The organism is Curtobacterium sp. SGAir0471 (assembly GCF_005490985.1).
In the GTDB taxonomy this organism is placed as follows: domain Bacteria; phylum Actinomycetota; class Actinomycetes; order Actinomycetales; family Microbacteriaceae; genus Curtobacterium.
In genome coordinates this window covers 963,538-989,746 of record NZ_CP027869.1, presented here as the reverse complement: position 1 = coordinate 989,746, position 26,209 = coordinate 963,538, and the positions used below count along the sequence as shown (strand labels likewise).

Annotated in this window: 19 protein-coding genes, 1 tRNA gene, 1 pseudogene and 1 riboswitch; of the genes and pseudogenes, 7 read left to right on the top strand and 14 right to left on the bottom strand. The window is 72.4% G+C overall.

Translation table 11 applies throughout. The features are described from left to right. Positions 1–630: 630 nt before the first annotated feature. From orn to C1N91_RS04555, 3 genes are all read left to right on the top strand, one after another. The gene (orn, locus tag C1N91_RS04565; RefSeq protein ID WP_058750810.1) at positions 631–1,269 is read left to right on the top strand and encodes an oligoribonuclease; all 639 of its coding nucleotides are present in this window, start codon (positions 631–633) and stop codon (positions 1,267–1,269) included. Positions 1,270–1,411: 142 nt separating this feature from the next. Then, positions 1,412–1,487, top strand: a tRNA-His gene (locus C1N91_RS04560). A 75-nt stretch (positions 1,488–1,562) separates the two neighbouring features. Next, positions 1,563–1,907, top strand: a complete 345-nt coding sequence (locus C1N91_RS04555) for a metallopeptidase family protein (protein WP_111227606.1) — start codon at positions 1,563–1,565, stop codon at positions 1,905–1,907. A gap of 172 nt (positions 1,908–2,079) precedes the next feature. Here C1N91_RS04555 and C1N91_RS04550 read toward each other — a convergent pair whose 3' ends face one another. Together C1N91_RS04550 and C1N91_RS04545 are read right to left on the bottom strand one after the other, a co-directional pair. After that, positions 2,080–3,348 (bottom strand): acyl-CoA dehydrogenase family protein, encoded by a 1,269-nt coding sequence (locus C1N91_RS04550; protein ID WP_137766786.1) that lies wholly within the window; start codon positions 3,346–3,348, stop codon positions 2,080–2,082. A 113-nt stretch (positions 3,349–3,461) separates the two neighbouring features. Further along, positions 3,462–4,833: pseudogene (locus tag C1N91_RS04545) on the bottom strand (NtaA/DmoA family FMN-dependent monooxygenase); the annotation flags it as partial. A gap of 100 nt (positions 4,834–4,933) precedes the next feature. Between C1N91_RS04545 and C1N91_RS04540 the strand changes: the two are divergent. Beyond that, positions 4,934–6,304 carry an MFS transporter gene (locus tag C1N91_RS04540; RefSeq protein ID WP_137766785.1) on the top strand — a complete coding sequence of 457 codons (1,371 nt, stop codon included), beginning with the start codon at positions 4,934–4,936 and terminating at the stop codon, positions 6,302–6,304. A 97-nt stretch (positions 6,305–6,401) separates the two neighbouring features. Here the strand turns inward: C1N91_RS04540 and C1N91_RS04535 are convergent, their stop codons facing one another. The 5 genes from C1N91_RS04535 to C1N91_RS04515 all read right to left on the bottom strand — a co-directional run bounded on the left by C1N91_RS04535 (position 6,402) and on the right by C1N91_RS04515 (position 10,875). After that, the gene (locus C1N91_RS04535) at positions 6,402–7,043 is read right to left on the bottom strand and encodes an ATP-binding protein (RefSeq protein ID WP_137766784.1); all 642 of its coding nucleotides are present in this window, start codon (positions 7,041–7,043) and stop codon (positions 6,402–6,404) included. After that, a complete protein-coding gene (locus C1N91_RS04530) occupies positions 7,036–7,842 on the bottom strand; it encodes an energy-coupling factor transporter transmembrane component T family protein (RefSeq protein WP_254678346.1) in 807 nt (268 codons plus the stop codon). Before C1N91_RS04530 ends, C1N91_RS04535 begins: the two co-directional genes overlap by 8 nt. Next, positions 7,839–9,641, bottom strand: a complete 1,803-nt coding sequence (locus C1N91_RS04525) for an ABC transporter ATP-binding protein (RefSeq protein WP_137766783.1) — start codon at positions 9,639–9,641, stop codon at positions 7,839–7,841. Before C1N91_RS04525 ends, C1N91_RS04530 begins: the two co-directional genes overlap by 4 nt. Beyond that, positions 9,638–10,357: an ECF transporter S component gene (locus C1N91_RS04520; protein ID WP_137766782.1), complete on the bottom strand. Its 720-nt coding sequence runs from the start codon at positions 10,355–10,357 to the stop codon at positions 9,638–9,640. The genes C1N91_RS04525 and C1N91_RS04520 overlap by 4 nt, the downstream gene beginning before the upstream one ends. Beyond that, a riboswitch (TPP riboswitch) is annotated at positions 10,353–10,464 on the bottom strand. It overlaps the preceding gene by 5 nt. 90 nt (positions 10,465–10,554) lie before the next feature. Beyond that, positions 10,555–10,875, bottom strand: a complete 321-nt coding sequence (locus C1N91_RS04515; RefSeq protein WP_058727630.1) for a hypothetical protein — start codon at positions 10,873–10,875, stop codon at positions 10,555–10,557. A gap of 129 nt (positions 10,876–11,004) precedes the next feature. Here C1N91_RS04515 and glgX point away from each other — a divergent pair, with 129 nt between their 5' ends. Genes glgX through treZ form a run of 3 tightly spaced genes read left to right on the top strand, consistent with a single transcriptional unit; the run spans position 11,005 to position 17,542 of the window. Then, complete coding sequence (gene glgX / locus C1N91_RS04510) at positions 11,005–13,332, top strand: glycogen debranching protein GlgX (RefSeq protein WP_137766781.1); 2,328 nt, start codon at positions 11,005–11,007, stop codon at positions 13,330–13,332. Next, on the top strand, positions 13,329–15,791 hold the full coding sequence (gene treY / locus C1N91_RS04505; protein WP_137766780.1) for a malto-oligosyltrehalose synthase: 2,463 nt from the start codon (positions 13,329–13,331) through the stop codon (positions 15,789–15,791). The genes glgX and treY overlap by 4 nt, the downstream gene beginning before the upstream one ends. Continuing rightward, positions 15,788–17,542 carry a malto-oligosyltrehalose trehalohydrolase gene (gene treZ, locus C1N91_RS04500; RefSeq protein WP_137766779.1) on the top strand — a complete coding sequence of 585 codons (1,755 nt, stop codon included), beginning with the start codon at positions 15,788–15,790 and terminating at the stop codon, positions 17,540–17,542. The genes treY and treZ overlap by 4 nt, the downstream gene beginning before the upstream one ends. A gap of 240 nt (positions 17,543–17,782) precedes the next feature. Here the strand turns inward: treZ and C1N91_RS04495 are convergent, their stop codons facing one another. From C1N91_RS04495 to C1N91_RS04465, 7 genes are all read right to left on the bottom strand, one after another. Further along, on the bottom strand, positions 17,783–18,577 hold the full coding sequence (locus tag C1N91_RS04495) for a polyprenol monophosphomannose synthase (RefSeq protein WP_217496463.1): 795 nt from the start codon (positions 18,575–18,577) through the stop codon (positions 17,783–17,785). Positions 18,578–18,623: 46 nt separating this feature from the next. After that, entirely contained in the window at positions 18,624–19,337 is a 714-nt protein-coding gene (locus C1N91_RS04490; protein WP_137766777.1) for a class F sortase, read from the bottom strand. Beyond that, positions 19,334–20,485 (bottom strand): glycosyl hydrolase family 8, encoded by a 1,152-nt coding sequence (locus C1N91_RS04485; RefSeq protein ID WP_137766776.1) that lies wholly within the window; start codon positions 20,483–20,485, stop codon positions 19,334–19,336. The genes C1N91_RS04490 and C1N91_RS04485 overlap by 4 nt, the downstream gene beginning before the upstream one ends. A 131-nt stretch (positions 20,486–20,616) precedes the next feature. Beyond that, positions 20,617–21,492, bottom strand: coding sequence for a DUF4397 domain-containing protein (locus C1N91_RS04480; protein ID WP_137766775.1), 876 nt, complete (start codon positions 21,490–21,492; stop codon positions 20,617–20,619). Positions 21,493–21,873: 381 nt separating this feature from the next. Further along, the gene (locus C1N91_RS04475; RefSeq protein WP_137766774.1) at positions 21,874–23,862 is read right to left on the bottom strand and encodes an ArnT family glycosyltransferase; all 1,989 of its coding nucleotides are present in this window, start codon (positions 23,860–23,862) and stop codon (positions 21,874–21,876) included. Continuing rightward, complete coding sequence (locus tag C1N91_RS04470; protein ID WP_175415909.1) at positions 23,859–25,388, bottom strand: glycosyltransferase; 1,530 nt, start codon at positions 25,386–25,388, stop codon at positions 23,859–23,861. The genes C1N91_RS04475 and C1N91_RS04470 overlap by 4 nt, the downstream gene beginning before the upstream one ends. Beyond that, positions 25,385–25,975, bottom strand: coding sequence for a GtrA family protein (locus C1N91_RS04465; RefSeq protein ID WP_254678345.1), 591 nt, complete (start codon positions 25,973–25,975; stop codon positions 25,385–25,387). The genes C1N91_RS04470 and C1N91_RS04465 overlap by 4 nt, the downstream gene beginning before the upstream one ends. Positions 25,976–26,209 lie beyond the last annotated feature (234 nt).

Genomic DNA, 26,209 nt, shown 5'->3' with positions numbered 1-26,209 from the left:
CGCGCCTCCGATTCCACCCGCTCGCGTGATCTGAGGGTGTGGCGGCCGGACCCACGGACCGATGGCAGGCCTCCAGCTCAGGCGAGATGCCAGGGGCGGTCGGGGATGTTGCGCGGCAGCAGACGCTGGCGATCGGGCGGAACCGGCACGCAGGATCCCCTGTCCGGGCCGGTTCCGCCCACTCGCGAGGCCCGGACCGGGGCAGGCCTGGAGGCACGGATCGCGCCCGAGGGACAGCCCCGGTAGCGAACGGGCGGAACCGGTCCCCTCCGCGGCGGTTGCAAGCGGGTTCCGCCCGCTCACGGCAGCCAGGAGGCGCGGGACGCGTCGGGCGGCCCGGTTCCGTCGCGAACGGGTGGAACGGTCGGCTGCGCACGGCTCTGATCGCGGATCCCGCCCGCTCACGGGCGCGCCAGCGCATCCCGCCGTTCGCAGGGCCCTGACCGCGACGGACCGGAGGCACGGATCACGCTCGGCCAACGGGTCCGGTTGCGAACGGGCGGATTCCGACCGACCCGCGAGCGCGCCCGTGCCGGTTCCGCCCGCTCGTGGTCGCCGGGCGGGCAGCGCCCCCCCACAGCCGCACCGCCGGGGCGCGGGAGCGTCACAGGCGCGGAATAGGATCGGGGCATGGCAACTGCGAACGACCGCCTCGTCTGGATCGACTGCGAGATGACGGGTCTCGACCTCGGGGTCGACGAGCTCGTCGAGGTGGCTGTCGTCATCACGGACTTCGACCTCGTCCCCGTGCACCCGGGCTTCGACATCGTGATCAAGCCGGACCAGTCCGCGCTCGACAACATGAACGAGTTCGTGACGAACATGCACACGACCTCGGGTCTGCTCGAGGAGATCCCGCACGGCGTCTCCCTGGCAGACGCCGAGTACCAGGTGCTCGAGTACATCCTCCAGCACGTCCCGGCCGAGGGCAGCGCACCGCTGGCGGGCAACACGATCGGGACGGACCGCGCGTTCCTGTCGAAGTACATGCCGCGGGTCGACGGGCACCTGCACTACCGCAGCGTGGACGTGTCGAGCATCAAGGAGCTCTGCCGTCGCTGGTTCCCGCGCGTGTACTTCAACGCGCCGGAGAAGCACGGCGGGCACCGTGCACTCGCGGACATCCTCGAGTCGATCCGTGAGCTCGAGTACTACCGTCGCGCGGGCTTCGTCGCCGAGCCCGGCCCGACCACCGAGGACGTCCGCGCCGTCGCGGCCGAGGTCGTCGAGCGCTGGGAGCCCCGGCTCGCGCAGCCGGCTGCAGAGTGACGACGGGCGCTGTCGCCCAGCAGCAACGCAGCAGTGACGAGGCAGCGAGCCCGCTGGCTGGCGACGGCGACACGCCTGGTCGGAGGAGCCTCCGGCATGTACTACTATTGAGTGGTCGCGCCGGTCCGCCAGCGCGTACATGGTGGGTATAGCTCAGTTGGTAGAGCGCCTGGTTGTGGTCTAGGAGGTCGCGGGTTCGAGACCCGTTACTCACCCCAGTTCGTGGAGGCCCCGTCCGACAGGACGGGGCCTTCGTCGTTCTCCGATGCCGGTGTGCCACGATCGACCTCGTGATGGAGATGTCCGCCGACGAGTTCGAGCAGCTCGTGACCGACGAGCTCGACCTGCTGCCCGACGAGATGGTCGACGGGCTCGACAACGTGGTGTTCGTCGTCGAGGACGAACCCGAGGACGGCTCCGACCTGTTCGGCGTCTACGAGGGGGTCGCCGCGACCGAGCGCGGGCAGTACGGGTTCGGTGAGCTGCCGGACCGGATCGTGGTGTTCCGCAAGCAGCACTTGGAGGAGTGCGACACCGTCGAGGAGCTCCGGGACGAGGTGCACACCACGCTCGTCCACGAGATCGGGCACTTCTACGGCATCGACGACGCCCGGCTGCACGAGCTCGGCTGGGCGTAGCCGCAGCGCAGCGCGGCGCAGCGCAGTGGTCGACCGAGGCCCGCGCTCAGCGACGCATCGCGGGCGAACGAGCCCGAGAACCGTCGCTGAGCGCGAGACTCGCCCGCGCACGCGCGCACGCGCGCACCCGCGCACCCGCGCACCCGCGCACGCGCGCCGCGCCGCCTGGCCCTCAGAACCGCGTCGGCCCAACCTCGTGGTACCGCTCCCACGCGTCGACCGGCCCCCGCCCGTGCAGCACGTACTCGCCCACGAGCCGCTCCTTGTACACGGCCGGGTTGTGCGACGCCACGACCCGCGCGTTCCGCCAGTGCCGGTCGAGCGCCCGGGTCCGGTCCGCCGCCGAGGCCCCGCCGACCTCGAACAGCTCCGTTGCCGCCCGCAGCACCCGCGGCCCGACCTCGACCTGCGCCTGGTAGACGGCGTTCTCGGCCGCGTCGAGCACCGCGTGGTCGACGCCGACCCCCGGCACGTTGGTCGCCACGACCCCGTCGAGCAGCCCGGCCGCCGCAGCGACGAGCGACCGAGCCGTGAACGCCCCCGACGACAGGCGCCCGAGCACGGCGAGCACCTGCGGGTCGTCCCCCGGTACGGCGGCGTTCGCGTGGATGTACGTCCGGGTCCGCGGTCGGACGAACGCCACCGCGTCGTCGACGACGGCCTGCCCGATCCCCGCGAGCACCGCCAGCAGGTACAGCTGGTAGAAGGCCTGGATGTGCGACAGCGGCGCGTCCCGGTACCCCGAGATCACCGACTCGTCGACCGCGACGCCGTCGAAGACCGTCGTCCCCGAGGCGGTGAGCCGCTGCCCGAACCCGTCCCAGTCGTCGACCCCGGTGACGCCGGGCGCGTCCGTGGGCACCGCGAACGTCACCCGCTCGCCGTCGCGGTCGGCCGCCAGGTAGATCCAGTCGGCGTAGAGCGTGCCGGTCGAGTAGAACTTCCGCCCGTCGAGCCGCCACGTCCCGTCGGCGTCGGGCGCGACGGTCGTCGAGATGTCCGCGAGCGTGGTGCCGGTCCGCTCCGAGGTCGCGTTCCCCACGACCGCCCCGTCGACGATCCGCTGCAGCCACTCATCACGACCGGGCGAATCCGGACGCAGGAGCACGAGTTCGGTGTACCCGAAGTGCCCGCGCCACAGGTGCGCGATGTTCGAGTCCGCCGCCGCGAGGTCCGCCACCAGGTGCGCCAGCTCCACGAGCGTCACACCGAAGCCGCCGCGGTCCTCGGGCACGCGGAGGCGACCGAAGCCCGCCTCCGCGAGTGCCCGGACCTCGGCGTGCGGCAGCTGCCGCTCCCCCGGGCTCCCGGACGCCAGCTCGCGCCCGACGGCCCCCTCGCGGATGCGGCCGAAGACCGGGGCGAAGTGGTTCCGCAGGGCCGTCAGCCGGTCGGTCTGGAGGCGCGGAGCAGCCCCGTCGGTCGTCGTCGCGTCGGTCACGCGGTCACCTCCACGGCGTCGCGCCCGCCGTCCGAGCCCGTCGCGTCGCCGGACGCGCCGGACCCGCCAGTCACGCCAGTCACGCCGGACCCGCCGGACCCGCTCGACCCGCCGGAGAACGCCCCGCGCCACCGCCTGGCCGGGTGGGAGTCCGGCAGCTGCGCGTGGCCGAAGAGCTTCTCGCGCAGGGTGCCTGCCCTCCCGGTACTCGGACTGCATGAGTCCCCGCTGCTGCAGGGTCGGCGCGATGTCGTCCACGAATTCCTCGTACGAGCCGGGCAGCGTCCAGTTGATGACGTTCACCCCGTCGACACCGACGTGCTGCCACGCGGCGAGCTCGTCGGCGATCTGCTCGGGCGTCCCGACGACGCGGGCGCGGAGCTTGGCGGACAGCCGGGCGAGGTCGGCGATGGTCGGCTCACGGTCGCCGGCGGCCTCGCGGAGCCACTGGAGGTGCGACTGCCCGGCGTGCGTCCGGACCTCGGACAGCGGCGTCGCGGGGTCGAGCGGTTCGCCGGTGTCGGGGTCGAAGCCGAGGTTCGAGTGCACGAGGAACCCGTCGGCTGCGAGGTACTCGTCGATCTCCGCCTCCTTGGCCTTCGCCTCGGCCTCGGTGGACCCGGTGACGAAGGTCAGGCCGAGGAAGAAGGCGATGTCCTCCCGGCGTCGGCCGGCTGCGGCCGCGAGGTCGCGGGTCTCGTGGATGAGCTGCTCGGTGGCGTCGCGGTTGGAGGTGAGGATGAACTGGGCCTCGGCGTTCCGCGCGGCGAAGGCCCGACCGGCCGGCGAGGACCCTGCCTGGAACAGCACCGGCGTACGCTGCGGCGATGGGGCGCTGAGGTGCGGACCCTGCACGTCGTACCGCTTCCCGTGGTGGTCGATGCGGTGCACCTTCTCCGGGTCGGCGTACCCGCGCACCGGGTCCTTGAGGACGGCACCGTCGTCCCACGACCCCTCCCAGAGCTTCGCGCAGACCTCGAGGTACTCCTCGGCCCAGGCGTAGCGCTCGTCGTGCTCCTCGAGCCGGTCGGCCCCGAAGTTGCGGGCGGCGCTGTCGAGGGCGCTCGTGACGACGTTCCAGCCGATGCGGCCGCGGGTGATGTGGTCGAGCGTCGAGACCTTGCGGGCGAAGTCGAACGGGTGCGCCTGGATGACGCTCGAGGTGAATGCCAGGCCGAGGTGCTCCGTGGACACGGCGAGCGCGGAGAGCAGGACGGACGGGTCGTTCGAGGGGATCTGGAGGCCCTCGCGGAGGTTTGTCGAGTAGTCGCCGCGGGCGGGCCCGTACGTGCCGACGACGTCCGCGAAGAACATCGCATCGAACTTTCCGCGCTCGAGCGTCTTCGCGAGGTCGGTCCACAGCGTCACGTCGTCGAAGTCGGCCTGCCGCGCCTCGGGGTGCCGCCAGAGGCCGTGCTGGATGTGCGACGTCGTGTTCATGACGAAGGCCGCGAAGCGCAGCGGACGGATCGGTGCATCGCTCATGGATCCATGGTGTCGACCGATGCCGCGCCGGCGACGTGACGTGACCTCGCGTTACGGGCGGTGTTCCGTCGGGGCCGGGCGGCGACCATGCTCCTGGGTCATGCCGATCCAGACGACCGCAGCCGCGCCTCCCGTCCGTCCCACCGATCCGTCGACGAACGCGACCCGACGTCGCGTCGCCCTCGCGTCGTTCGTCGGGACGACCGTCGAGTACTACGACTTCTACCTGTACGCGACGGCCTCGGCGCTCGTCTTCGCACCCACGTTCTTCCCGACCGTGACGCCCGCGGTCGGGGTCATCGCGTCGTTCGCGACCTACGGCGTCGGGTTCGTGGCGCGGCCGCTCGGCGGCATCGTGGCCGGGCATCTGGGTGACCGGATCGGGCGGAAGAAGCTGCTCGTCGCGTCGCTCGTGCTCATGGGGATCGCGTCGACGCTCATCGGGGTGATCCCCTCTGCGGCGACGATCGGCGTCGGGGCGGTCGTCGCGCTCGTGGTCCTGCGGCTGCTGCAGGGTGTCGCCGCGGGTGCCGAGTGGGGCGGGTCGGCGCTGCTGTCGGTCGAGCACGCGCCGGTGCGGCACCGGGGTCTGTTCGGGGCGTTCACCCAGATGGGATCCGCGGGCGGGATGCTCCTGGCGACCGGGGTCTTCACGCTCGTGCGGACCGTGCTCGGCAACGATGCGTTCCTGGCGTGGGGCTGGCGACTGCCGTTCCTGTTCTCGGCGGTGATCGTCGCGGTCGGGCTCGTCATCCGGCTCGGCGTCCAGGACGCCCCGGTGTTCCAGGAGCTGCGCGCGTCCGGTGGTGTCGAGCGGTTCCCGGTGTGGCAGGCGGTCCGCCGACACCCGCGGTCGATCCTGGTGACCGCCGGGCTGCGGCTCGTGCAGCCGGCGCTGTACTCGATCCTGACGACGTACTCGCTGACGTACCTCGGGGCGAAGCGCGGCGAGGAGGGGTCGGCCGCAGGCCTGCAGGCGGTGCTCGTGATCTCGGCGGTGTCCCTCGTGTCGACGCCGTTCTGGGGGTGGTTGTCGGACCGTGTCGGGCGCCGGCCGCTCGCGATCGGGTCGGCGGTCGGGATCGCGGTGCTGATCTGGCCGTTCTTCGCGTTCCTCGACGCCGGGCCCCTCGTGCTGCTCCCCCTCGTGGCGCTGATCGGCATGAGCGTGTTCCACGACAGCATCTACGGGCCGCAGGCGGCGTGGTTCGCGGAGCAGTTCCCGACGGGTCGGCGCTACTCGGGGATGAGTCTCGGCTACCAGATCGGGTCGATCTTCTCGGTGGGGTTGACGCCGTTGCTCGCGGCGGTGTTCGTCGAGGTGGGCGGGGGTTCGCCGTGGATCCTGTGCGCGTACCTCGGGGTGTACGCGGTGCTCTCGGTCGTGGCGGCGGTGTTCGCGGTGGACCCGGTGCGGGACGCGCGGCGGGTGGACGTCAGTCCGCGCGGCGGCGCCGGTCGCGCCGAGTGACTCCACGCGCTCAGCGACACTTCACGGGTCCCGACGGGCGTGAGGTGTCGCTGGGCGCGTGAACTCGCCGGACGAGTCGCCGCCGGCCCGCCCCTCCCTACGTCCGGACGACCACGTCGGCGAGCGCACGCGGCGCCTCGGCCGCGATGAACGCCCGCTCCTGCGCCGCCCAGCGCTCCCACTCGCGGGCGAACACCTCGCCGTCGCGACCGATCGCCCGGTCGCGCCGGACCTCGTCGTCGGCCTCGAGCCACACCCGGAGCGTCGCGAGTGGTGCGGACGCCCGGGAGAGCGCCCCGCACCCCTCGACCACCAGCGGCGCGTCCGGCTCGAGCGGCACCCACCCCGCGGGCTCGGACCGCCCCCAGTCCCACCGTCGGTACCCGGACCGCGTCCCGAGCACGTCCGACACCACCGCGTCCGCGGCCGCCCGCAGACCGTCCCACCCGGGGTAGACGTCGTCGAGGTGCACGACTCCTGCGCCGAGCCGAGCCGCGAGGGCGTCCCCCAGCGTGGTCTTCCCGGTGCCCGAGCGCCCGTCGACCAGCACGACGAGGCGCCTTCCGGCGGCAGCAGCAGTCCCGGCCGCGGCGGCGGCGAGCCCCTCGACGAGCGCCGCGTCGGGCGCTGAGCCCGACGCAGCGTCGGGCGCCGGGCCCGACGCAGCGTCGGGCGCCGAGCCCGACGCAGCGTCGGGCGTCGCGTGCGCGGTGGGCGCGGGCCGCCCGAGCTCAGGCACGCCAGCTCCCCACGGCCACGGCGACGGCGGTCGACACGACACCGATGCCCACCAGCACGGCGACCATCGCCCACTCCGGTCCCGCGAACCGCGCCGGCCGCGCCCACGTCCGCGGACCGGGAGCGCCGAACCCGCGCGACTCCATCGCCACCGCCAGGGTCGTCGCCCGTCGGAGCGCGAGCACGAGCAGCGCGAACGCCATCGACGCCCCGCGACGCAGTCGACCGTGGTCGGCGAGCCCGCGCGCGCGTCGCGCCATCGCGAGCTGGCGCCAGTCCTCGCCGAGCAGGGTCGTCATCCGCACCGCGGCGAGGGCCCCGAGCACGAACCGCGCCGGCAGCCGCAGCAGCTGTGCGAGCCCGTCCGCCAGGTCGGTCGGGTCGACCCCCACGAAGAGCAGCACCGCCGGCAGCCCGACCGCGAGGACCCGCAGCGCCGTCGCCAGCGCGAGCGCCAGCGATCCGTCGGTGACGTGCGCGAAGCCGAGGTCGAACCACTCCCGCCCGGAGGGCCGCCCGTACAGTGCGATGCTCAGCGCCGTCAGGGGCACGGCGACGAGCACCGGCGACGCCCGCAGTAGCGCGGTCCGCGGTGGGATCCGGAGGACCGGCAGGAGCAGGAGCTCCAGCGCGAGCGCGACCGATGCGGACACGACGTCGAGGCTCGTCACGAGGCACACGCCGAGCGCGAGCACACCGAGCATCGCCGCCACGGGTTGGACTCCGGCGACCCCGCGTCGGGTCCGGACGGGAGGCACGGCTCCCCCACCCTCGTCGGCGTGCGCGGTCGAGGTGGTCACCGGTGCACCTCCGTGGTCGGTCGGTTCAGGTCGGCACCGTCCGCCGCCCCGGTCCGTGCGTCCGCCGACGCCTCGTCACCGCCGCGCGTCACGGGTTCGGCCCGTGCGTCCGCCGACCACTCGTCGCCGCCGCTCGTCGTCGCCACGGGGTGTGCGCCGTCGGCAGCGAGCACGACCTCGTCGGCGTCGAGCGCGCGGACGAGGTCACGGTCGTGGGTCACCACGACGAGCGCCGTCCCCGCGTCCGCCGTCGCCCCGAGCAGGTCGACCACGGCCTGCCAGGTCGCGCGGTCCTGTCCCGAGGTCGGCTCGTCGAGCACGACCACCGGCGGCCTCGAGGCCACGACGGCCCCGATCGCGAGCCGTCGCTGCTCACCACCGGACAGCGTGAACGGGTTGGCGTCGGCGAGGTGCCGCAACCCGAACAGGTCGAGGAGCTCCTCGACCCGAGCGTCCACGTCCGTCACGCCGAGCGCGCGCGGGCCTGCGGCGAGCTCCTCGCGGACGCTGCGTGCGACGAACTGGTGCCCGGGGTCCTGGAACACCGTGCCGATCCGGGCGGCCAGCTGTCGGCTCGTCCACCGGTGTGGTGCGGGACCGGCGTCCTCGGCCAGCCCTGGCGTCGCCCGGAGCGTGCCGCCCGCGGGTCGCAGGAGTCCCGCGAGGGTGAGGCCGAGCGTCGACTTACCGACGCCGTTCGGGCCGGTGATCGCGAGGACCCGGCCGCGCCGGACCCCGAGGTCGATGTCGCTGCCGACGCGGGTGCCGCCGGTCCGTCCGAGGAGCCCACCGCGGGCGGTCGCGAGTCCCAGCGCCTCGAGCAGCAGCGTTCCCCCGTCGAGCGGGCGGAACGTGCCCTCGTCGGGCGGTGCACCCGGTGCGGTTCCGCCCGCTCGCGAGGAGGCCCGGTCCGCTGGCGCAGGAGCGCCGCCCGCTCGCGACGCGCCCCCGCTCCCTGGCGACGCGCCGCCGGCCGCGCGCGACGGGACCCCGCCTGCTCGGGACGAGCCCCGGGCCGGCTCGGCGCCCGGCACCCACACGCCGGCCGCGGTGAGCGCAGCGCCGTGCTCCGCGAGCACCGTCGCCGGGGCCCCGTCCGCGACCACGCCGCCGCCGGGTTCGAGCAGCACGAGGCGGTCGACCAGGTCGAGCCAGGTGCCGATCCGGTGCTCGACCACGAGCATGGTCGCGCCGGTGGTGTCGAGCAGCGCCCGGACGGCGTCGTGGACCTGCGCCACCCCCTCGGGGTCGAGGTTCGCGCACGGTTCGTCGAGCACGAGCACCCCCGGACGCATCGCGAGCACCCCCGCGAGCGCCAGACGCTGCCGCTGCCCGCCGGAGAGCCGGCTCGTGGACCGGTCGAGGGGCAGGTCGAGTCCGACGACCCCGAGCGCGTGCCGGACCCGTTCCCAGGTCTCGGCCCGGGGCACCCCGGTGTTCTCACAGCCGAAGGCCACGTCGTCGCCGATGCGCGACATCACCGTGTGGGCCTCGGGGTCCTGCATGACGAGGCCGACGCGCCCGCGGACCGCGCGGGGGTCGGCACCGTCGACCAGGACGGAGCCCTGCACGGCTGCCGCGGTGTCGTCGTCGGGGTCGGGTTCGTCGGCCAGGACCGCCGCCACCGCACGGAGCACCGTCGACTTGCCGGCGCCCGATGGACCGACGACCGCGACGCGCCCACCCGGCTCGACGACGAGGTCCAGGCCGCGGACGGCCCAGGCGTCGCGCCCGGCGTACCGCCAGCCCCAGTCACGGAAGACGACGCGCGCCGCCCCCGAGGACGACACGGCGGTCACCGGGCGGCGCGGGACCCGCGCTCGGCCTGCTCGGCGGCAGGCGTCTCGGTGTCGGTGGCCACCGCGTCCGCCGAGGTCGTCCCCGGGGCCTGCGACCGTCGAGCGTGCTCACGCCCCGCTGCGAACGAGGAGAGCACCCCGGTCGCGGCGAGCGCCCGGACGAGCAGCCACGAGCCGAGTCCGGCGATCACGGCGCCGGACACCACGGCGGACACGACGTAGACGGTCTTGAAGGCGGCGTCGAGGCCCGGGTACCAGAGCACCGTGTCGTTGATGCCGAGGGCGAGGCCGGCGGCGGCACCGGCGAGCACGACGACCGGCAGGCGGTAGGCGCGGTACAGGAACAGCGCGAGCACGAGCTCGGCACCGAGGCCCTGCACGAGGCCGGCCTCGAGCGTCAGCCACCCCCACTGCGTGCCGAGCAGCGCCTCGACGCTGGCGGCGACCATCTCGGCGTAGAGCGCGGCGCCGGGCTTCCGGACGACGATCGCGACGACCGGTCCGGCGAGCAGCCAGACCCCGCCGAAGAGCGCCTGGGTGCCGGGCAGGACCAGACCGGCGACGGCGCTGATCGGCTCGTAGCCGAACTCCCAGAGCTTGAAGACGACGCCGATCGCGACGGCGAGGACGCTGGCGACGACGATGTCGACGACCCGCCAGCGCAACGAGCGCTTCGGGGCGGTGGACGGTACTGCGGACTGCGTGGTTGCAGGCATGGTTGCTGACTCCTCCCTGCGCCGGCATGACCCGGATCAGGTTCGACGGTCGGAGCGCCGTTCGCTCCCTCTCAGCCCGGCGGTCCCGGACTCCCGTGTGTGTGGCAGCAGTCTAGACGCGGTCACGTCGTGTGACGCGTGCACGTGACGGACGGGAGGCCCGTGGCGGCGTCGCCACGGGCCTCCCGTCCGGTGGTTCACTTCTTGAGGGCGCGGATCACCTTGCTCAGGGCCTTGCCGGTCACCCAGATGGTCGGGATGCTCACCGCGAGCAGCGAGATGAGGTTGGGCTCGAACTGCAGGTCCTGTCCGGGGCGGCGCACGTAGGCGCCGACGGGGATCGATGCGCCGCCACCGCCGCCACCGCCGTTCTCGTCGTCGCCGCCGGCGCCGAAGCCGAACCAGCCGATCGACACCGGGATCAGGGTCTGGTCGCCGACCTCGACCGGCTCCCCGTAGTTCGTCGAGACGCCCACCGGGCGCACCTTGTCTGCGATCTGACTCACGATGTTGGCCATGCGCGCGAGGCTACTCGGCGGTTCCTCCACAGGGTGGGGTCGGGCCCGCGGTGTCCACGGCTGTGGCTTGTCTGCGGACGCCGGAGGCTCGCGCCGATATGTTGACGAAACCCACACCTGGAGGACCGTTTGCACACCTGGCCCGGCAACCCGTACCCCCTCGGGGCGACCTACGACGGCAGCGGCACGAACTTCGCCCTGTTCAGCGAGGTCGCCGACCGTGTGGAACTGTGCCTCTTCGACGACGCGGGGAACGAGGAGTGCGTCGACCTGGTCGAGGTGGACGCCCACGTCTGGCACGCCTACCTGCCGAACGTCGCCCCGGGGCAGGAGTACGGCTTCCGCGTGCACGCCCCGTACGACCCGGCGAACGGGCTGCGCGGCAACCCGAACAAGCTGCTCCTCGACCCGTACGCCAAGGCGACGAGCGGCGACATCGACTGGGACCAGGCGCTGTTCTCGTACACGTTCGGCGACCCGGACTCGACCGACGACCAGGACTCGGCGTCCCACATGATGAAGGGCGTCGTCATCAACCCGTTCTTCGACTGGCAGGGCGACCGGGCACCTCGGATCCCCTACGGCGAGACGGTGATCTACGAGGCGCACGTCAAGGGCCTCACCGAGACGCACCCCGACGTGCCCGAGGAGCAGCGCGGCACCTACGCCGGCGTCGCCCACCCGGCCGTCATCGAGCACCTCAAGCGGCTCGGGATCACGACGCTCGAGCTCATGCCCGTGCACCAGTTCGTCAACGACTCGACGCTGCAGGAGAAGGGGCTGTCGAACTACTGGGGCTACAACACCATCGGCTTCTTCGCCCCGCACTCGCACTACTCGTCCTCCGGCGACCGCGGCCAGCAGGTGCAGGAGTTCAAGGCGATGGTGCGCGAGCTCCACCGTGCGGGCATCGAGGTGGTCCTCGACGTCGTCTACAACCACACGGCAGAGGGCAACCACCTCGGCCCGACGCTGTCGTTCCGCGGCATCGACAACGCCGCCTACTACCGCCTGGTGGAGGACGACAAGCGGTACTACATGGACACGACCGGCACGGGGAACTCGCTCAACGTCGGGCACCCGCACTCGCTGCAGCTGATCATGGACTCCCTGCGCTACTGGGTCACCGAGATGCACGTCGACGGGTTCCGCTTCGACCTCGCCGCGGCGCTCGCCCGCGAGTTCTACGAGGTCGACCGGCTCGCGGCCTTCTTCGAACTGGTGCAGCAAGACCCGATCGTGTCGCAGGTGAAGCTCATCGCCGAGCCGTGGGACGTCGGGCCCGGCGGGTACCAGGTCGGCAACTTCCCGCCGCAGTGGTCGGAGTGGAACGGCAAGTACCGCGACACCGTGCGCGACTTCTGGCGGGGTGAGCCCTCGACCCTCGGCGAGTTCGCCTCGCGGATCTCCGGGTCGGCGGACCTGTACGAGCACGACGGCCGGACGCCCAAGGCGAGCATCAACTTCATCACCGCGCACGACGGCTTCACGCTGTACGACCTCGTCGCCTACAACGAGAAGCACAACGAGGCCAACGGCGAGGACAACAACGACGGCGAGAGCCACAACCGGTCGTGGAACTCCGGGGTCGAGGGACCGACGGACGACCCCGACGTCGCGGCGCTCCGGCTCCAGCGTCGGCGGAACTTCCTCGCCACGCTGCTGCTCAGCCAGGGCGTGCCGATGATCGCCCACGGCGACGAGCTCGGCCGGACGCAGCACGGCAACAACAACGTGTACGCGCAGGACTCCGCGATCAGCTGGATCGACTGGGAGCACGCCGACGACGAGCTCGTGCAGTTCACCGCCGACGTCGTGAAGCTGCGGCACGACCACCCGACGTTCCGGCGCACCCGCTACTTCAACGGCCGACCGGTGCGCCGGGGCGAAGGCGAGCCCCTGCCCGACGTCGTCTGGCTGACCCCCTCCGGCGATGCGATGGACCCGGAGGACTGGGACTCAGGATTCGGCAAGAGCGTCGGCATGTACCTGAACGGCGAGGGCATCCGCGGGCGCGACCGCTGGGGCGAGCGCGTCACCGACGTGGCGTTCCTGACCTACTACAACGCCCACGACGACGTCGTGACGTTCACGCTGCCGCCCGAGGAGTACTCCCCCGGGTGGACCGTGCGGATCGACACGGCCGAGCCCGGGGCGCGCGAGACCGTGCTCGACGCGGGAACCCCGCTCGACGTGCCGGCGCGCTCGATGATCGTGCTCCGCGCCGAACCCGACCACGAGGTCACCACCACCGAGGTCGAGTCGGTCGAGGGCGGGCGGCAGTCCACCCCGACCAACCCGGCGGCGTCGACCGCCACATCCGCGACCGACCCGGGGTCCACGGCCTCCCCCGCATCCCCGCCCGCATCCGCTGCGCCTGCTGCAGACCCTGATGCGACCGACACCGACTCGCCCGACACCGAACCCGAACCCGAATCCACAGGAGCCACCGCGTGAGCGCTCACCGCGTCCCCACGTCCACCTACCGGTTGCAGGTCACCGCCGACTTCGACCTCGCCGCCGCCCGGGGCGTGGTCGACCACATCCGCACGCTCGGTGCGGACTGGGTCTACCTCTCCCCCGTGCTGCAGGCCGAACCCGGGTCCCAGCACGGCTACGACGTCGTCGACCACTCGCACGTCGACACCGAGCGTGGCGGCGACGCCGCGCTCCGGGCGCTCGCCGAGGCCGCGCACGCCGCCGGTCTGGGCGTGCTCGTCGACATCGTGCCGAACCACGTCGGCGTCGCCACCCCCGAGGCGAACCCGTGGTGGTGGTCGCTGCTCGAGTCCGGCCAGGGCTCCCCCGTCGCGTGGGCCTTCGACGTCGACTGGCAGGCCGGCGACGGTCGCATCCGCATCCCGGTGCTCGACGACCGGCTGCTCGACGCGGTCGAGCTCCGCGACGGTCGGCTGTACGTGGGTGAGACCGCGTACCCGACCGCCGAGGGTACCGTGCAGGACGGCGACGACGTCGAGACCGTGCACGCCCGCCAGCACTACGAGTTCGTGCACTGGAAGCGTGCCGACCACGACCTCAACTACCGCCGGTTCTTCGCGGTGAACACCCTCGCCGCCATCCGGGTCGAGGAGCCCGAGGTGTTCGCGTCGTCGCACGCCACGATCGGCGGCTGGTTCCGCGACGGGCTCGTCGACGGCCTGCGCATCGACCACCCGGACGGCCTGTACGACCCCGCCGGGTACCTGCAGGACCTGCACGAACTGACCGGCGGTGCGTACACGCTCGTCGAGAAGATCCTCGAGCCCGGCGAGCAGCTCCCGTCGTCGTGGCCGGTCGACGGGACGACCGGGTACGACGCCCTCGCCGTGGTCGACCGCGTGTTCGTCGACCCCGCCGGCGAACAGCCGCTCAGCGCCGCCTCCGGTGCCGAGCCGACCGACTGGCAGCAGCTCACGCACCACACCCGACGTGGGATCGCGGACGGCATCCTCGGCAGCGAGGTCCGTCGGCTCGCCCGGCTCCTCGCCCCGGTGGCGCCCGATGTGCCCGAGGACCGGATCGTGGACGCCGTCGCCGAGATCGTCGCCTCGTTCGAGGTCTACCGGACGTACCTGCCCGAGGGCGTCCACCACCTCGTCGACGCCCTCGAGCGCGCGGCCGAGGCCCGTCCGGACCTCGACGACGTGATCGACCGCATCGCCCCGGCGCTCGTCGACCCCGGTCACGCGGCGGCCGTGCGGCTGCAGCAGACGTCGGGCATGGTGATGGCGAAGGGCGTCGAGGACACCGCGTTCTACCGCACGTCGCGCCTCACCACCCTGAGCGAGGTCGGCGCGGACCCGAGCCTGTTCGCCGTGTCCGTCGAGGACTTCCACCAGGCACAGCGGGACCGCCAGGGCAGCTGGCCGCACACCATGACCACGCTCACCACGCACGACACCAAGCGCAGCGAGGACACCCGCGCACGCATCACGGTGCTCGCCGAGCTCGGGTCCGAGTGGACCGCTGCACTCGAGCGCCTGCAGTCGCTCGCCCCGCTCGACGACGCCGTGTTCGCCGACCTGCTCTGGCAGGCGATCGTCGGTGCGCGGCCCGCCAGTCGCGAGCGTCTGCACGCCTACGCCGAGAAGGCCTCGCGCGAGGCTGGCGACAGCACGACGTGGACCGAACCGGACGAGGCGTTCGAGCGCCAGATGCACGCCCTGGTCGACGCGTCGTTCGACGACCCCGAGGTCGTGGCGGTGCTCGACGAGCTCGACCGGGTGGTGGACGCCGCCGGCTGGTCGAACGGCCTGGGCCAGAAGCTCGTGCAGTTGACGATGCCCGGTGTGCCGGACGTCTACCAGGGCACCGAGAGCTGGGACCGCTCGCTCGTGGACCCGGACAACCGCCGACCCGTCGACTACGCGGAACTCCGACACGTGCTCGCCGGGCTCGACGGCCCCGAGGACGACGGCCCGGAGCAGCTTCCCGCCATCGGGCTCGACGGTGCCGTGAAGACCCTCGTGGTGAGCCGCGCCCTGCGCCTGCGCCGCGACCACCCCGAGCTGTTCACCCGCTACCTCGGCCTCGAGGCCACGGGGAGCGCCGCCGACCACGTGCTGGCGTTCGACCGCGGTGGTGCGGTGACCGTCGCGACCCGTCTGCCCGTCGGACTCGAACGGGTCGGGGGCTGGGGCGACACGCTCGTGCACCCGGTGCCGCTCGACCGGGTCGACCTGCTCACCGGCCGGCGCTTCCCGGCGTCCCGCGGGATCGCGCTCGCCGAGCTGCTCGCCGACCTGCCGGTGGCGCTCCTCGTGCCCGCCGACCTCGCCGACACCGCGACGGCGGACGACCGGGCGACCACTGCCGCCTCGTCCACGTCGTCGACCACACCCGCTGCTGACGGGTCCGACGGCGCCGCCGTCTCCGACCAGCAGGCCGAGATCGAGATCCTGGAGGGTCACGCATGACCGTTCCCGCCCGCTACGCCGTCTGGGCGCCGAACCCGGAGCGCGTGCGCCTGGTCGTCGACGACGTCGAGTACGCGCTGACCCGCGGTGACGACGACTGGTGGAGCACCGACGAGATCGCCCCGGTGGTCGGAGCACGCTACGGCTTCCGCATCGACGACGACGAGGACGTCCGACCGGACCCCCGCAGCCGGTACCAGCCGGACGGCGTGCACGGCACGTCCGAGGTCGTCGACCCCGAGCGGTTCGCATGGACCGACGAGGCATGGACCGGTCGTCCCGCGCGCGGGGCCGTCATCTACGAGATGCACATCGGCACGTACACCCCCGAGGGCACGCTCGACGCCGCCGCCGCCAAGCTCGACCACCTCGTCGAGCTCGGCGTGGAGTTCGTCGAGCTCCTCCCGGTCAACGCCGTCAACGGCGAGTGGAACTGGGGCTACGACGGGGTCGGCTGGTTCGCAGTGCACCACCCGTACGGCGGCCCGGACGCCTACGACCGCTTCGTCGACACCGCCCACGCGCTGGGTCTCGGCGTCATCCAGGACGTCGTCTACAACCACCTCGGTCCGAGCGGCAACTACCTGCCGCTGTACGGTCCGTACCTGCTGCAGGGCCTCGGCAACACGTGGGGCGACTCGGTCAACGTCGAGCACCCCGAGGTCCGCAGGTACGTGCTCGACAACGTCCGGATGTGGTTCCGCGACCACCACGTGGACGGGCTCCGGCTCGATGCCGTGCACGCGATCCGGGACACCACCCGCCCGCACGTGCTGCAGGTCATGGCGTCCGAGACCGAGGCGTACTCCGAGTTCGTCGGCCGCCCGCTGTCGCTCATCGCCGAGTCCGACCTCAACGACCCGATCATGTTCCGTCCGCAGGAGGCCTCCGGCTACGGCCTCACCGGCCAGTGGTCGGACGACTTCCACCACGCCGTCCACGTGGCCGTCACCGGTGAGACGAACGGCTACTACGCCGACTTCGAACCGCTGTCCGCGTTGGCGAAGGTCCTGGAGCACGGGTTCTTCCACGACGGCACGTGGTCGTCGTTCCGGGGGAAGCGACACGGACGACCGATCGACCGTGGCACCTCACCCACGACGGCGCTCGTCGTCGCGAACCAGAACCACGACCAGATCGGCAACCGCGCTGCGGGCGACCGCCTCGCCGCGACGCTCGACGACGAGTCACTCGTCATCGCCGCGGCGCTGACGCTGCTCGGCCCCTTCACCCCGATGCTGTTCATGGGTGAGGAGTTCGCGGCGACCACGCCGTGGCAGTTCTTCACCTCGCACCCGGAGAAGGCCCTGGGCGAGATCACCGCGAAGGGGCGCATCGCGGAGTTCGCGGAGCACGGGTGGGACGAGTCGGTCGTCCCCGACCCGCAGGACCCGACCACGTTCACGAACTCGAAGCTCGACTGGGCGGACGTCACGTCCGATCGCGGAGCCCGGATCCTCCGGGCCTACCGTGTGCTCGTCGCGCTGCGCCGGACGGACCAGGCGTTCGTCGATCACCGCTACGAGGCGAACGCCGTCCGCTTCGACGGGGACGACCGGTGGCTGGTGCTCACCCGCGGCCTGCTCGGGCCCGATGCGAAGCCGGTGCACGTCGTGGTGAACTTCGCCGACGACGCTGCCGAGGTGCCCGTCCCCGACTCGACCGGCGAGGAGCTCTACCGCTTCGGCGAGGCGACCGTCGAGGCCGGCCTCGTCCGCTTCGCGTCACGGGGCGTGGTCGTCCTGCGCTGACGGCCGTCCTGCGCTGACGGCCGTCCTGCGCTGACGGCCGTCCTGCGCTGACGGCCGTCCTCGACGGCCGTCCTCGACCCTCCCGCAAAAGCGACAGTCCCCCGTGGAACCTCCACGGGGGACTGTCGCTTTCGCGGATCAGACCAGCCTGTCGCCCCCGCCAGTCAGACCGGGCACGGACCAGGCACGGAGACCGCATGGCCCCGCCCGGTCAGCGCGACCGGGCACGGAGCAACCGGCTCAGGCCGACTGGTCCGCCACGGCGTGGGCGTTCTTCCGGACCGAGGGCAGGCGGCGGTGGTTCTTGACGACCGACCGGACCTCGCGCAGGCGTCGGTCGATGCCCCACTTCGTGACCAGGGTCAGGCTCTCGCGGACGATGTTGCCGCTCATCTTCGAGACGCCGAACTCGCGCTCGGTGAACGTGATGGGCGTCTCGACGACGCGGAGGCCGGCCTCGAGGGCACGCCAGCACAGGTCGACCTGGAAGCAGTAGCCCTTCGACGCGACCCCGGCCAGGTCGATGCGCTCGAACGCCGTCGACGTGAAGACCCGGAAGCCGCCGGTCGCGTCGCGGACCGCGATGCCGAGCGCCATGCGCGTGTAGAGGTTCCCGCCGCGCGAGAGCAGCTCGCGGTACCACGGCCAGTTCTCGACCTCGCCGCCCTTGATCCAGCGGGAGCCGAGGACGAGGTCGTTCGTGTCGGCGAGCTCGAGCATCCACGGCAGGTACTCGGGGTGGTGCGAGCCGTCGGCGTCCATCTCCACGAGCTTGTCGTAGCCGTGCTCGAGGCCCCAGGCGAAGCCGGCGAGGTACGCCCCGCCGAGGCCGTCCTTGACCGTGCGGTGCATCACGTGCACCCGGTCGGTCTCACGTGCGATCTCGTCCGCGATGTCACCGGTGCCGTCCGGCGAGTTGTCGTCCACGACGAGGACGTGGACGCTGTCGTCGGTGGCAGCCAGGGTGCGTGCGACGATCGGGCGGACGTTCTCCGCCTCGTCGTAGGTCGGGATGATGACCAGTGACGTGCTCATGGTGCTCCTTGCGCTTCGCATCGAAGGGTATCGGGTCGCTCCTGCGTCAGTTCGACGAGAGGTCTGCGAACACGATCAGATTGTCGGTGTAGTGCCCCGTGGCGGTGTCGAACGTGCCGTCGCAGGTGATCAGCCGGAGCTGCGGTGTGGGGGCGCTGCCGTAGACGTCGCTCGTGGGGAACGCCGACTTCGCCGCGCGCTCCGATCGCTCGACCGTGAAGGTGCGGGTCGTGCCGTCCGACATGACGACGTGGATCTCGTCCCCCGCCACGAGTTCGTCGAGGCGGAAGAACACCGCGGCGCTCGTGGGGCTGTCGACGTGCCCGGCGATCACGGCCGGTCCGACCTGACCCGGCACGATGCCGTCGGCGAACCACCCGGCGCTGTCCCAGTCCTTCGGCGGGTCGAGCTCGCCGGCCGCCCCGCGCCCGAGGTCCTCGAGCCCCGAGGACACCCCGATCGCCGGGATCTCCACCCGCACGGGCGTCGCGGACGAGCGAGCCGCCGGCGCTGCCGGATCCTGGAAGCCCGACGTGTCCCCGGTGCCGGAGCCGTTCGCGGCCGCACCGGGATCGGTCGACGCGGACGCGCTGCTGCCCGCTGCCGGTCGTGCGGCCGTGTCGCCGTTCCCCGTGGTCGCGACGGCCACCCCGGCGATGCCGCCGCCGACCAGCACCGCGGCGAGCACCCCGCCGACGACCGCACCGCGGCGGCCGGACCACCAGCGGATCGGCTCCGCCGCGGCGCGACGCCCGGTCACGAGGCTCCTCCCGCCTCGGTCGCGCAGCCTCCGAGGACGTCCGACGTGAGCATGGTCGCACCGAGCGCCGCCCACGCATCGCCGTAGTAGGTCGGCGTGGTCGCCGCCGTCCGGTCCATCCGACGCAGGTCGGCGGCAGCAGCCGCGGAGGATCCCGCGGCCTGCTCCGCGGCTGCTCGGGCCGCGTAGGCCAGCCCGCTCGTGTCCCCGGTCACGGCCGTCCCGCCGAGGTCGAGCTGCGCCGCGAGCTGCGTGCTCCGTTCGAGGGTCGGCGCGACGGAGCCGGCGAGGGCACGGTCGTCCGCGGAGCAGGCCTCTGCGTAGCGCAGCGGCAGGCGCATGGCCTCCCACCCGTAGACGACGCTCCCCTGGTCACCCGTGGCCGGCATCGGGTCGACCGAGCCGTCCGCGTGCACCTGCGACCAGTCGCTCGGCAGGTCGCTCTCGTCGAGCACGGCGGCGGTCGCGGCCGACGAGCCCCGCTCGAGCTCGGTCCACCGCCGGTCACCGGTGGCCCGCTCGAGGATCCGGAACGCCGCCGGCGACGCGTACGAGGCGTTGTACCGGTAGGGCTCGCTGTCCGCCCACGGCCCCGGCAGCAGGATCGTGCCGAGGTCGGTCGTCGCGGTCTCGTGCTCGAGGATCGCCGACGCCACGGCCTTCCCCGCCGTCGTGTACCGCTCGTCGTCCCAGCGCTCCCCCGCGAGCACGAGGGCCCTGGCCGTGTCGAGGTCGGCGTCGCTCGCGGACTGCTCGTCGGCGACGCCGTCCTCGGGGGTCCACCGCCACGCGAGCAGGTCGTCGTCCGTCACCAGGTGTCGCTCCGTCCACGACCAGATCTCCCCGAAGGTCTTCCGGTCGTCGTTGGCGTACGCGATGAGCAGGCCGTACGCCTGCCCCTCGCTGACGGTGTCGCCGCCCTGGTCGGTGCGGACGACGCGCCCGTCCCGCACGTAGTCGTCGAGGAAGTCCGTGCGGAGCTGCGCCGCGCTGCGGTCGACGTCGGGCGCCGGCGACGAGGTCGCGCTCGACGTCGTCCCGGCCTGTGGCGCGGAGTCGCCCCAGGGACGGACGGCGACGAGGGCGACGCCCACGGCGACGACGAGCGCCGCCGCGGCGGTGATGGGGATCCAGGTCCTGCGGGTCATGCCGGCACCTCTTCCGGGGTGGTCGGGGACGGTCGGACGGGAGGCGCGGTGCACGTGGGCGGACCGGCTGCGGTGATCCGCGCCTCCAGGCCGGGCCCGACGGGTCACGCGACCCGTCGGCGGCCCGTCGGTCAGTGGAACAGCGAGCGGAACGCCGCGACGACCGCGTGCGTGAACTCGGTGAAGGGACGGTCGGCGGCCGCGCCGCCGCCACCGGTCTGGACGCCGCCGGACGGGGTCGCTGCCGTGGCGGCCGCGTCGGTGACGGGCACGACGGTCAGGTCGCCCTTGCTGTCGTCGAGGACGAAGAGCGTGGAGACGGTGTTGCCGGCGAGGTCGACCTCGGCGGTGCCGCGCTGGCCGCTGCCCGAGACGTCGAGATCCCACTTGCCGGCGCCGACAGTGGCGTACTGCGTCGCGGTACCGAAGGCGGCGTCCTCGGCGATGGCGGTGCCGTCGGTGGTGCTGACGTCGACCGCCTTCGCGGTGGTCGCAGCCTGCACGAGCCGGAGCTTTGCCTTGCCGTCGCCGGGCTGCTGCAGATCGTCGGAGAACGCCGTGGTCTTCAGGTCGGCGTTCTTGCCGTAGGCGACGACCGTGCTCGCGTTGCCCTCCTGCACCTGGACGTCGGTCGAGATCACCGGGGTGGAGTCGGGGGCGTCGGCGGCGCGCATCGACAGGACGTAGGTGCCGACCGGGAGCTCCTGGTACGGGCTGACCTGGCCGTACGTGACGTCGTCGAGCTCGAAGACCGTCTTGCCGCCGGACAGGCTCGTGAGCTCGACGTCGACGCCCTTGGTGTCCGGGGAGAGGTGGCCGACGCGGAGCCAGCCCTCGTCGGTGCCGGTCGCGGCCGAGGCGGTCTGCGGTGCGGCGAGGCCGACGGTGGCGGCGACGATGGCCGCGGCGATCCCGGCCACGACGACCGGGCGGCGGGCCGTGCGGCGGGCGGTGGTGCGGGCGGTGGTGCTGGGCGCGGCGTTCGGGGCGGAGGTGCGTGCGTGCATCGTGGTGCTCCTTCGGTTCGGGCGGTGTTGGGTGCCGGCACTTGTCTGGTGCTGGCGGTTGCTGGTGCTGGCGGTTGCTGGTGCTGGCGGTTGCTGGGTTGTGCTGGCTGGTGCTGGGTTGGCTGGCTGGTGCTGGGTTGGCTGGCTGGCTGGTGCTGGGTTGTGCTGGGTTGTGCTGGCTGGTGCTGGGTTGTGCTGGCTGGTACTGGCGGCGGTTTCGCGAGTGGGCGGTTCCCGCTCGGATCCGGGGCCCGCGCTGCCGGTTCCGCCCGCTCGGCCCCGGACGAGGTACGGGAGCGCCGGCCGGTCCCGCGAGCGAGCGGTTCCTGCTCGGGCACGGAGCCCGCGCTGCCGGTTCCGCCCGCTCGCACGGGGTCCGGGTCAGGACGCGCTGGTCGGCGTCGTCGTGGGGTCGGCCGGGGCGTAGGTCACGGTGACGCGGTCGCCGTCGCGCTCCACGTCGGCCGGGCGGATCCCGTCGCTCATCGACTCGAATGTGGCCGCAGCGCGAGCAGCATCCGCCCGATCGGCGGTCTGCACGACGAGCCGACGGAAGGGCTGGCCGTCCTCACCCGTGAGCGGGCGGAACCGTTCGACGGTCACCGACTGGTCCGCGAGCACCTGTCCGAGGGCGAGCATCGCGCGCGAGTCGACCTGACCGGCGCGGAACTGCGACGCCGTTCCCGCATCGGCTCGGAGCGCCGGGTTCTGCGCCAGCTCGGTGCCCATCGTCTTCCGCCCGTTGGTCGCGGCGGTGATGGCCCGGTCGGCAGCGGCGGATCCCTCGGCGTGGATGCGCCGGACGTCGACCTGCTGGTCACCCGTGCCGAACGTGGCCACGCTCGTCGAGTTCCGGATGGCCTGCGTCACGTCCTGCGAGGAGTTCCCGCCGGTGCGCATCGAGTCCGTCGTGACGACGTAGTCGGAGTCCTTCCACCCGTTCGGCGACTGGCGCTGCACGGCGGCGTCCGTGTCGAGCTTGTAGTACCAGATCACGTTGTTCCGGGCGAAGCCGTCCCGTACGAGGTCGACCCACATGGCGTCGTCCACGAGCAGCCGCGAGGACTTCGGGACGTTGTCGCCGACCCACTGCTCGGCCTGCTGCATCGGCAGGTCGAGGTTGCTCGACAGGAACCCGCGGAGCTGGGTGCCCCACAGCGGGACGGCGACCACGAGTGCCGCGGCAGTGACCAGGGCCCACGTGGCGCCGAGACCGCGACGGGCGACGCCGCGGACGCGGGTCCGGGCGCTGCTGCGCGTCCGACCGGCCAGGGCGAGGACCGCCCGCTCGGCGGTGTACGCCACGAGCAGGGCCGCGAACGGCACGAGCATGATCACGTACGGCACGGGCAGGTACCCGTTCGGTCGGAACATCATCGCGAGCAGGAACACGAGCATCGCGGCGATCGGGCGGACCCGGCGCAGGAAGAGTCCGACGACCGCGGCGACCGAGCCGAGCACGATGAACACCGGGTCGAGCGCCCACCACTGCGAAGCGGCCTGGTTCGCCAAGCTGCCCGCGTCGAAGACCGAGCCGGACGCCGTGCGCGACCCGAGCTGGTAGGTGATGCCCTCGAACAGGCTGACCCGACCGGCACCTGGCAGGAGCTCGCCCTTCACAGCGGCGAGCAGCAGGTACCCGCCACCGATCACGACGAGCACCGCCCCGGCCACGCTGAGCGTGTAGCGACGCGTGCTCCGGTCGGCCCGACGGACCGCCATCCAGATCAGGAACGGCAGTGCCAGCAGGTACGTCTCCTTGGAGAGCACCGCGATGCCGAGGCACGCGGCCGCTCCGGCGAACCCGGCGAGCTGCTGCCGACGGCTGAGCACGAGGACGAACGCGGCGAGGAGCCACGGCGTCGCGACGTTGTCGATGTAGACCGTGCGGTGGTACTGCAGGGCGAGCGGCGAGAGGGCGAAGACGAGCCCCGCCACGGCCGCCGTCGCACGACCTGCGCCCAGTCGACGTGCGAGCACGAAGAGCAGCAGGCTCGAGACGGCGGCGAAGAAGACCATCGCCTCGCGGGCGGCCTCGACGGCGAACGGGTAGCGCGTGAACGCCCCGGTCAGCGACGTGTACGCCGCGATCTGGATCCAGCCCAGCGGCGGGTGGTCGTACCAGTACGTGTAGTGGGTGATCTCGCCGAGGTTCGTGATCGCCCACGCCTGGGCGGTGTAGGTCCCCTCGTCGTCGATGCGCTGCGGCGTGCCGGACATGTTCCAGAGCTGCACCGCGACGGTGACGGCGAGGACCGGGAGCAGCCAGGCGAGGCTCGCCGCGTGGACGCGGAACCAACCGCGGACCCCGGAGAGCGACCCGGCGCCGCGGACGGGGATGCCGGTGGTGTGGGTGAGGCTGGCGGTCATCGGGTACCCCCGGTGGTCGAGCCGGCGAGCTCACGCTCGGACGACGAGGACGAAGAAGACGAGGCGGACGAAGCTGCGGACGACGAGCCGGTCAGCTCGGACGCGAACCCGACGACCTCGGACTGGCCGCCGCCGGTGCGGTGCTGCCCGGTGTGCTCGGTCTTCTCCCACCCGTTCTGCCCCTTCACGTGGCGGACGACGGCACGGACGGCTGCGGCGGCGAGGAACACCTGGTACGGCACGAGGCCGAGGACGAGCTTCACGTAGTCGCGGATGCGGACCTTCTCCTTGTAGATGCGGCCGAACTCGTTGAGTCCGACGACCTCGACGGCGAGCAGCATGAGCGTCGGCGCCACCGGGATGAACGAGATGAGCGCGACCGGGGTCGGCACCTTGACGAACAGGATCATCAGGACGCTGAGCGGGATGAGCAGACCGGTCGCCGCCTGGATGAACGGCATCGTCAGCATGTAGCGGGCGAAGAAGCGCTGACGGAAGGACGGCAGCTTCTTCCACTCCCCCTTGCCGAGGACCTGCAGGAACCCCTGGTTCCACCGGGTCCGCTGCTTGAGCAGGGACGCGAAGGTGGGCGGGGTCTCCTCGCGGGTGACGGCCTCTGGGCTGTAGGCCACGACGACCTTCGCCCCGTCGGCGGAGAGCCGGACGCCGAGCTCGCAGTCCTCGGCGAGGCAGTGGGCGTCCCAGCCGTTCGACCACTCGAGCCGCTCGCGGGTCACGAACACGGTGTTGCCGCCGAGCGGGATGAACTTCGAGCCGGCGTGGAAGTGGAGGCGCGAGCGGAACCAGAAGTAGTACTCGAGCACGTTGCGGAGCGACCACCAGCTCGACTTGAAGTTCATCAGCTGCACGCCGCCCTGCACGACGTCGGCGCCGGTCTCCTGGAAGCGCGAGTCGACGAGCGACAGGAGCTTCGGGTAGACCTCGTCCTCCGCGTCGAACACCCCGACGATGTCGCCCGTCGCGTGCTGCAGCGCGAGGTTCATCGCCTTCGGCTTGTTCTTCGGCGCGGTGTCGTCGACGACCACGCGGATGAGCTCGGGGTGGCGGGCGGCGGCGGCGCGGACGACCGCGTCGGTCTCAGGGTCGTCCTCGCCGACGATCGCGATGATCTCGAAGTCGGGGTGGTCCTGCTTCGCGAGCATGTCGAGTGTCTCGCCCATGACGTCCTGTTCGTGCCGACCGGGCACCAGCAAGGTGAAGCGGTGCGCCGCCGGCAGCGGCGTCTGGCTGAAGCTCGTCGACTTGAGCGCGTCGCGCGACCGCCAGGCGTGCAGCATCCACCAGAGCGTGGTGAGCGCGATCACCGTGAGCAGCACGGAGACGGCGATGAGCGCGGAGTACCCGATCCACTCACCCAGCGACCAGGCGACCTGCGGGGCCTGCCCCGAGCCTCCCGTCGGGACGTCCGTGGTCCCGCGGTTCGGGAGGTTCCCGGCGGGCCCGGTCCCCTCGTTCGGCTGCAGCAGCGGCCCGGCGGCCGTCAGCAGCGTGGCGGTGATGGTCATGCGGCGTGCTCCTTCGCGTGAGCGTCGGTGGAACGGAAGACGAGGGCCTTGTACGCGACGAACCGGAAGACGGTGCCGAGGACGAGGCCCACCCCGTTGCCGGCGACGTTGTCGGCGAGGGTCGAGGTGAAGCCGAGGACGTAGTGCGAGACGAACAGGCAGGCCGCGGCGATGCCGAGGCCGACGACGTTCGTGACGGCGAAGAGGAGCCCCTCGCGAACGGTCTCCTTCCGGCCGACCTGCCGCTGCGAGCGGAACGTGATGGAGCGGTTCGCCAACCAGGCGACCGCGGTGGCGACGACGACGGAGACGATCTTCGCGGCGATCGGGCCGTCCGGCAGGACGGTTGCGCGCAGCAGGTTGTAGACGCCGAGGTCGATGAGGAAGCAGACGGCGCCGATGGTGCCGAACGAGGCGAGTTGCGTCGCCGTGGCGCGCATGCGGGAGGCGAGCGCCGGCCGATCCACGGTCAGCGCAGGGCCGGCGGGCGCCGCTGGGTGGGCGGCGCGTGCAGCGGGGACTGCAACGGGGGTCGGCACCGACCCGGTGCCGGGTGGCACCAGAACGGGGGTGTCGGTTCGGGTCATGCCCCCTCTTCGGGGGCACGTGACAGGGTGGTTTGGGTGGGGTACAGGGTCTGCCAGGACCCTGCCAGTTCCGCGACACCTGCTGTTCATCAGTGAACATCCGTCAGCGTTTCGGCTGATCACGGCTCGGATTGACCGTCCGTCTGGACGGTCGCCGAAGACGGATGGCGGCTGGACGACGGACGGGAGGCACGGTGCCAGCTGGCACCGTGCCTCCCGTCCGTCGGTTCGTCG